The sequence below is a fragment of the Paraburkholderia madseniana genome (genome assembly GCF_009690905.1).
GTDB lineage: Bacteria > Pseudomonadota > Gammaproteobacteria > Burkholderiales > Burkholderiaceae > Paraburkholderia > Paraburkholderia madseniana.
The window spans coordinates 22,139-30,174 of the sequence record NZ_VOSW01000111.1 but is presented as its reverse complement, the minus strand read 5'-3'; the positions used below and the strand labels follow the sequence as shown (position 1 = coordinate 30,174).

The 8,036-nt window shown below is 60.7% G+C and carries 4 protein-coding genes and 1 pseudogene; 1 reads left to right on the top strand and 4 read right to left on the bottom strand.

Annotated features, from left to right (window positions below):
* Nucleotides 1-912: 912 nt before the first annotated feature.
* The 4 genes and pseudogenes from FSO04_RS37960 to aspT (FSO04_RS37945) all read right to left on the bottom strand — a co-directional run bounded on the left by FSO04_RS37960 (nt 913) and on the right by aspT (FSO04_RS37945) (nt 7,582).
* Nucleotides 913-2,142, bottom strand: coding sequence for a pyridoxal-phosphate-dependent aminotransferase family protein (locus tag FSO04_RS37960; protein ID WP_154566596.1), 1,230 nt, complete (start codon nt 2,140-2,142; stop codon nt 913-915).
* A 183-nt stretch (nt 2,143-2,325) separates the two neighbouring features.
* Entirely contained in the window at nt 2,326-3,990 is a 1,665-nt protein-coding gene (locus tag FSO04_RS37955) for a bifunctional aspartate transaminase/aspartate 4-decarboxylase (RefSeq protein WP_154566595.1), read from the bottom strand.
* A 103-nt stretch (nt 3,991-4,093) separates the two neighbouring features.
* A complete protein-coding gene (gene aspT, locus FSO04_RS37950) occupies nt 4,094-5,776 on the bottom strand; it encodes an aspartate-alanine antiporter (protein WP_154566594.1) in 1,683 nt (560 codons plus the stop codon).
* A 119-nt stretch (nt 5,777-5,895) separates the two neighbouring features.
* Nucleotides 5,896-7,582: pseudogene (aspT, locus tag FSO04_RS37945) on the bottom strand (aspartate-alanine antiporter).
* 125 nt (nt 7,583-7,707) lie between these two features.
* On the opposite strand from aspT (FSO04_RS37945), the gene FSO04_RS37940 reads away from it, so the two are divergent.
* Nucleotides 7,708-7,920, top strand: coding sequence for a hypothetical protein (locus tag FSO04_RS37940; protein ID WP_154566593.1), 213 nt, complete (start codon nt 7,708-7,710; stop codon nt 7,918-7,920).
* Nucleotides 7,921-8,036: the final 116 nt, after the last annotated feature.

Here is an 8,036-nt window from a genome sequence, read left to right as displayed (position 1 = left end):
GGACGCTGGTATTTGAGTTCATATCGTCGATTTATCAATCAGTTATGCGATGAAGTTTACAGGTCGAACGCCCCGTATACAAGCCCTTTCGGGCTTAAGTTGAGAGCATTGCTGTGCGGGGCGGCACCTACTTTTCTTTGCATGCCGCAAAGAAAAGTAGGCAAAAGAAAGCGGCTCAAACCGCTACTGCTAAGTGGGCACCGTGGTCTGCTGCGGGTAGTGGTGCATCTGGAATCTGTGTTCGTGCACCTGCATACGCCAGTGACAAGGGCGTCATACTTCCGGCGACGCTGCGAGCGCCGAAGAGTACTTCTTAAAACCACCCGCTACGTTTTGACGCTTGCGTCTCGCCACCGGACCGTGGCTCGTCATTGCACCGCCTCACCACCGCCGCGATTGTGATTGGAACGGCAACTGCAACCACCCACAGCGGCAGCGGCAGCGGCAGCGGCAGCGGCAGCGGCAGCGACTGTGATCGTGACCGGGACCAGGACCAAGACGGCGATTCAGCACACCGACATATCATTTGAAGCGGGTGTTTCCGCGTGGGTGCAGAAGCGTGTCGCCGAGGCAAAGCCGACGGCCCCCACAAACCTCAACCGAAGCCCATGGTTTCCCATGCAGACCCGTCCGCGACGCACGCAGTGCGGAGTGGGAGCTGATGAGTCCTTTGTCACTAACGCGGAATGTGCGAGAACACGGATTCCAGATGCACCACTACCCCAAGCAGACCACGGTGCCCACTTAGCAGTAGCGGTTTGAGCTGCTTTCTTTTGCCTACTTTTCTTTGCAGCCGGCAAAGAAAAGTAGGTGCCCCCCGCACAGGGGGAACGCTAATAGACCACTAACAAATCAAGGAAAGGCCAACGCCCCAGGAACACTGACAATAAGCGCCGCGAAGGCAAAAAAACCTCATTTCCCTTCGGATAACCCCCGCTCAAGCGCCGCCACCCCAGCCGGCAACTCAACCTTAACTCCAAGATCCACCATCGTCCGCCCAAGCGCATGCAAGGTCCTGAACAGGTTATGTTCCCGACACTGCTCGCCCATCTGCCCAATACGCACAATCGGCAAGCCAAACGAACCCGAGATTTCCACCTGGTGATGCCGCGAGATATGCCCGCAGATATCAGCAGGACTCAATCGCTCCGGCACAACGATGCCAACAACCGAATTCAAACGACAAGGCGCCGGCGCATAGAGCTGCAAACCCAACGCAGTAATCCCCGCCTGCAGCGCAACCGAACACTTCAAATGCCGCGCAAACCGCTTCTCAAGCGTCTCCGCACACACAAGCCGCAACGCCTCGTGCAACGCCAGCACCCCCGACACGGGCGCCGTATAGTGATACCCCGCGTTGTGCCAAAAATTCTCCGCAAGCGAAGCGTCAAGACACCAATGCGCATTCGGCGCCGTGCGCCCCTTCACCCGCGCCCATGCCTCATCCGAAAACGCGATCAGCGAAACCCCCGGGATCGACGACAAGCCCTTCTGCCCGCCGGTAATGACCGCATCGATGCCCCACGCGTCCATCTCCAAGGGCATCGTGCTCAACGTACACACCGCGTCGACGATGACCAGCGCACCGGCTGCTTTCGCGAGCGCCGCAATCTCCTTCAATTGATGGTTCCACACGGTGTTGGATGTCTCACCCTGCACGATCGTCACTATCTCGGGACGCTCGCGGCGGATCGCCTCAGCCACGCTTTCGAGACTCGCCACAGTACCGTCCTCGACGTCGAGAATCGCAACTTCCGCGCCGACGCGCCGGCCCATCTCCGCCATCCGTTCGCTGAAAAAGCCGTTCTTGATGCTCAGCACTTTCGTGCCTTCCCATGCGAGGTTGGAGATCGCCATTTCCATCGCAGCAGAACCCGGCCCGGCTACGCCCAGCACCCACTTCGAATTCGTCTGGAACACGTAGCGCGCCATGGTCTTCACCTGACCAATCACCTTCACCATCGTGCTGCCCAGGTGATTGATCACCACCGTATTGGCCTTGGCCACCGCCGCGGGAATCGGCACGGGGCCGGCGCCCATCATCAGCAACGGCTCTTCGGGAAGAATGGCGTCGAGCGATTCGACAACCGGACAAGGCACAGCGTAGGAAACCGGTGCGGCAGAGGTGGATGAAGTCGGCATGATCGGTACGTGAATGTCAGAGTGCAAAGGGACAAGCGGCCCCGCCAGCAATGACACTGGCGGGGCCGCTTAACCGATCATTCACTGATCCGCACAATTGCGCAAGTTTTTTGTCCATGCCTGAGCGCGCTCGAAGCCGAGTTCCAGCGCGGATCCCGCACAAATCAAGCGTGAATTAAAGCCTCACTTCACCTTGGACTTATCGAGCTTCTTGCCGGTTGCCGCGTTGTAGCGCTCGACGTATTCCTCGATCAGCTTGCGCATCGCGCGGCCGATCTGCCGATAGTCCGACTCGTTCAGATTAGCCAGCGACACCCGTCCCGACGGATGCTGCGTACCGAAGCCGCGTCCCGGCAACAGCACCACGCGTGCTTCGCGCGCGAGGCGGAACAGCAATTCCGACGGCTCGGTGTTCTTCAGCAGCCAGTCGACGAACTCGCGCCCGAACATGCGCTCGCCGAGGAACTCGATGTCGAGAATCGTGTAGTAGTCGACCTGGTTCGGATCGTCGTCCTCGAATGAAATGCCGACCTCTTCGTACAGCGCCTGCTTGCGCTTGCGGATCAGGCGCTTCAACGCGTTCTTGTACGCGTCAGGCGTGTCCATCAGCGAAAACAGCGAGAACAGCACCATCTGCACCTGCTGCGGCGTCGACAAACCCGCCGTGTGATTCAGCGCGACAGTGCGGCTATCGGCGACCAGCCGATCGATGAACTTGAGCTTGTCCGGTTCGGTCGTGATCGATTCATAGCGCTCGTGCAACTGCTTCTTCGCGTCCTTCGGCAACTCGGCGATCAGCTTGTCGAGCACGTTGTCGCGATGCGTCGCGATCACGCCAAGACGCCAGCCCGTCGCGCCGAAGTATTTCGAGTACGAGTACACGAGGATGGTGTTCTTCGGCGCGAGCGCGAACAGCGAGACGAAGTCGTCGGCGAAGGTGCCGTACACGTCGTCGGTCAACAGAATCAGATCGGGGCGTTCCTTGACGATGTCCGCGATGTATTGAAGGCTCTCGTCGTCGATCTTCACCGAAGGCGGGTTGCTCGGGTTCACGAGGAAGAACGCCTTGACCTTCGGATCGCGCAGCTTGTCGAGTTCCTTTTTCGAATACTGCCAGCCGCTTTCAACCGTGGCTTCGAGATTGACGACGTTCAACTGATAGTCGTTCAGGCGCGGAATTTCGATGTACGGCGTGAAGATCGGCAGGCCCAGCGCAATCGTGTCACCCGGCTTGATCAGGTGATTCTCGCGCATCGTGTTGAAGATGTACGTCATTGCCGCCGTGCCGCCCTCCACCGCGAACACGTCGAACCCGCCGACGAACGGATGGTTGCCGATCATCTCCTTGCGCAAATACTGCCCGACAATCTGTTCGGATAGCTTGAGCATCCGGTCCGGCACCGGATAGTTCGATGCGAGAATGCCCTCGCACATTTCATAGAGGAAGTCGCCCGCGGAGAGTCCGAGCTGATCGCGCACATACGACACCGCGCCGCGCAGAAAGTCGATGCCGGGCACGCCCTTGTTTTCGCGCAGGAACAGATCGAAGCGCTCCGTCAGCCCTTCGCGACGCGGGAAGCCGCCAACGCCTTCCGGCATGAACGCAAACGAACGCTCCGACTCGCGCATCGCAAACAAGCCGAGCTGCCAGAAGCCGTGGCGCGGAATCGTCGCGAGGAAGTTCGGGTTGCCGCGGCCGGCGTTGAGCATCGATGCGTTGGCGGCACGCTCCACCGCGCCGCCGCCCGCGGCCTTGATCAGTTCATCCTTGAGTTCGAACGGGCTGAGCGCCGCAAAGCCGGCTTGAGCCATGTCGCCTTGTTTCTTGCCGCTTTTCTCTTTTGCCATGATGCGTTCTCCAATGTGCAAGTGAATGACGCCGGCGTCGCGAGGGACACGTTCAGTTGCCGCCGGCGTAAGAGAGATCGATAAATGCGTACGCTAAACCGGGCTAAACCAGCCCGACCACGAGCGGTCCGAGCAAGGTCAACGCGACGTTCGCAATTGCGTAGGTGATCGCAAACGGCACGGTCGGTACGGCGCTTTCCGCCTTGTCGAGTACACCGCCGAATGCCGGGTTGGCACTGCGTGAACCCGTCAGCGCGCCGGCCAGGATGGCCGCGTTGTTGTAGCGCAGCACGTAGCGGCCGAACAGCATCGTCAGTATCAGCGGCAGCACGGTGACAACCACCCCGAGCAGGAAGATTGTCATACCGCTCTGCTTGACGGTCACCACGGCCTGCAAGCCCGAATTCAAACCGACCACCGCGACGAACGCCGCGAGGCCGAAGTCCTTCAGCAACTGCGAAGCCGCAGACGGCATTGCGCCGTACATCGGATGCTTGCCGCGCATCCAGCCGAACAGCAGGCCGGCCAGCAGACAGCCGCCGCCGGAACCGAGCGTGAGCGGAACGCCGCCCACGTCGATCACGATCAGACCAATCAGCAGACCCAGCACGATGCCGACACCCATATAGATGAAGTCGGTCTTGTTGCTGTACGGCAGCTCGTAGCCGGCTGCATCGACGGCGCGCTTGGTGTCTTTCGGCGAACCGTAGAAGGTGATCACGTCGCCGTGCTCAAGCTTGGTTTCGGGGAGGATCGGCAGCGGCTGGCCGGCACGCGAGGCGCTCTGGATATAAACGCCATGGCGCAAGTCGCGATCCACGACTTCGCGTGCGGCGGCGATCGTCGTGTGATTCATGCCTTTGCGTGTGAACACACCTTCGCGCGTCTGCATCACGACGCCAATGTCGTCGACGCTGGCGATCTCGTTGCCGTTCGCGCCGAATGCGACCACCGCCTCCCGGCGGCCCACCACCAGCACTTCGTCGTTGAGTTGCAAGGTCAGATCGGGCGTCGGCTCGAGGTTCTTACCGTCACGCTTGATCCGCTCGATCGTCAACATGTCCTGATGCAGGGTCTCGACTGCCTTGACCGTTTTCCCGGCGCTGACATCGATCTTGTACGCACGCCCCACCAGTTCGGGCAACGCACGAATTTGCCCCGCTCCGAGTGAAGACGAACCTGCAGACAGTTCACGCTCCGCTTCGATCGAGGCGTCGCGCAGACTCTGCCCCATGAACTTCGACAAGATGTTCACGCAGACAATGATGGCGCCGAGCGAGCCGAACACGTAGGTCACCGCGTAGGCAATCGCCACGTCGGATTGCAGCGACTTGACCTGATCGGCGGGCAGACCGAGACGCGCGATGGCGTCGCCGGCCGTGCCGATGATCGCCGACTGCGTCAGCGCGCCGCCCGCGAGTCCGGCGGCGAGTCCCTTGTTCAGATGGAACAGCTTCGCGCAGATCACCACGGTGATCAGTGCGGTGACGGCGAGAAAGATCGCCATCGCGATCTCACGCAGCGTCTTGCGGTTCAGCGAGTTGAAGAAGCCCGGCCCGGAGTCGTAGCCGACCGCGTAAATGAACACGGCGAACATCACCGATTTCACGCCGTTGTCGATCGTCACGCTCGCCTGACTGATCAGGACCGCGGCCAGCAATGAACCGCCTACGCCGCCTAACTGGAATTTGCCGAAGTTGATCTGCCCGATGAAATAGCCGGCTGCAAGTGACAGAAACAGCGCAATCTCGGGTGATTTCTGAAAAATGTGATGTAGCCAGTCCATCATGCCCTCGCTGGATAGTTTGCGATACTGAGTACTGGATGCTGCATGTGCATACGAACCTCACGGCATCCGCATGCGGTCGACTGCGCGCCACGCCGCGCGCAACCCATCTGCCCCGCCTAGCCGAACTTCCCGGCGAGGCCGACGACGACCGGCCCCATCAACGGCAGCAGAATGTTCGAGAGTGCATAGGTGATCGTGTAGCCGATCACGGGCGTCGAATTGCCGGTTACGCCGACCAGCGCGCTGATCGCCGGCGTGCTGCATTGCTGACCGGCAATGGCGCCGAGCAGCATGGGCGCTTCGAGCTTGAGAAACGCGCGGCCGATCCAGAGCGACAACAGGCCGGGCACGAGCACCATCAGGATGCCGGCGACGGGTAGCGCCAGACCGTATTCGCGCACCAGCTTGATGGCATCGGGCCCCGCTGACAGACCGACGGCGGCAATGAAGGTGGCAAGGCCGAAGTCCTTGAGAATTTGCGCGGCGGCCGAAGGCAGCGAGCCGACCAACGGATGACGCGAACGAATCCAGCCGAACAGCAGGCCCGACAGCAGGCAGCCGCCGCCCGTGCCGAGCGCGATCGACACACCGCCGATGCGCCCGCCGAGATGGCCGATCGCCATGCCGAGCAGCACGCCCAGGCCGAGATAGACGAAGTCGGTTTTCTGGGTCGCGGTAAGCACGTAGCCCAGATGCCGCGCACCACGCTCGACGTCGGCTTTCGCGCCCACCAGCGTCAGCACGTCGCCACGATTGAGCTCGGTGCCGGGCAGCGCTGGCACCGTGGTTTCAAGCCGCGTGACGGCGGCGATGTAGATGCCGCGCCCTTCCTCCGGCTTCGCCCGTTCGCGCAACTGCGCGACCGTCAGACCGTGCGCGTCGCTGCGCGTCAGCACGACGTCGAGCTTCTCCGCAATGATCTGACCGAAGCCGGCGTCAGCCACTTCTTCGCCGAGGCTGGCAGCCGCGTCGACCATCGCTTCGCGCCGCCCGCCCGCCCACAAGAATCAGGTCGCCGGCGGCCAACGTCAGTTGCGGCTCGACCGGCACGTCGGCTCCGTTGCGCCGAACCTGCTCGATGGTCAGGTTGAAGCCGTGCTTCTGTTCGAGCGCCTGGATCGTCGCGCCGACCGCCGTGCCGACCCGGAACGCGCGGCCCACGAGCGCCGGTGCCGCGGCCCGCTGGCCCTCGCCGAAGGCACCGTCGCCGCCAAGCTTGTGCCACACACGCTCGGCTTCTTCGCGCAGATTGATGCGCAGCAGCAGCGGCGCAAACTGACTGGTGAACAGGACGATGGTGATCAGGCCGAACAGGTAGCTCACGCTGTACGCGGTCACGATGTTGGCCTGCAGGCGCAGCGTCTCAGCGCCGCTGAAGCCGAGCTTGGCAATGGCCTCCGAAGCCGTGCCGATCACCGCCGACTCCGTCGCGGCGCCGGCCAGCAAACCGGCCGCCGTCCCGGCGTCGAGCCGCATCACGAAGGCCGCAATCATGATCAGCACCAGCACCGAGACGATCTCGACCACCGACAGCAAGCCATAGCGCCAGCCCCGGCCAATGTTGGCAAAGAACTGCGGTCCACCGGTGAAACCCAGCGCGAAGATGAACAGCGCAAAGGCGATGTTCTTCAGATCGGGGGCAAGCCGCGCGCCGGTCTGCCCCAACAGCAAGGCCACGATCAACGTGCCGCAGACGCCGCCCAACTGAATCGGCCCCACGCGAAACGAACCAATGAAATATCCGATTGCAAGGCTTGCGAACAGCGCGATCTCCGGTTGAGACCTCAGCAATTCACCGATCATGTTGGCTCGCCGATTTACGGTTTATTAGCAGAAAGATGAAAAAATCTTTCTGGAATTTGAAATGAATTCGACGCGAGTCAACCCGACTCAGGAATTACTCATCCGGCATCACCGAATTCCATTGAATGGAAAGTTTATTGCAATGGCATGACGCTCTCGGCGCCAAAGAAGATATGCCGCAATGCAGCGACGATAGCGATAGTGAAATACTTTTCAGCAAGTTCGACAGTCACGCTTTCCTCGCGAAGTTTGTCCGACGCCTGAAAAAGGCACGTTCTGCTGGCGGCCGGTTCTCTCTTGGCATGATTGAACATGTTTTATTGGGACTGCTTTTTTAATAAATATTGTAGTTCGGCATCGCTGTCAATATGATTTTCAATTGCGACCGTTTTCGCTTCGCAAAAGATGATCTTTAGTAAAGGGCGGAATGGTTTTCGGACCGTGCATCGCAAGC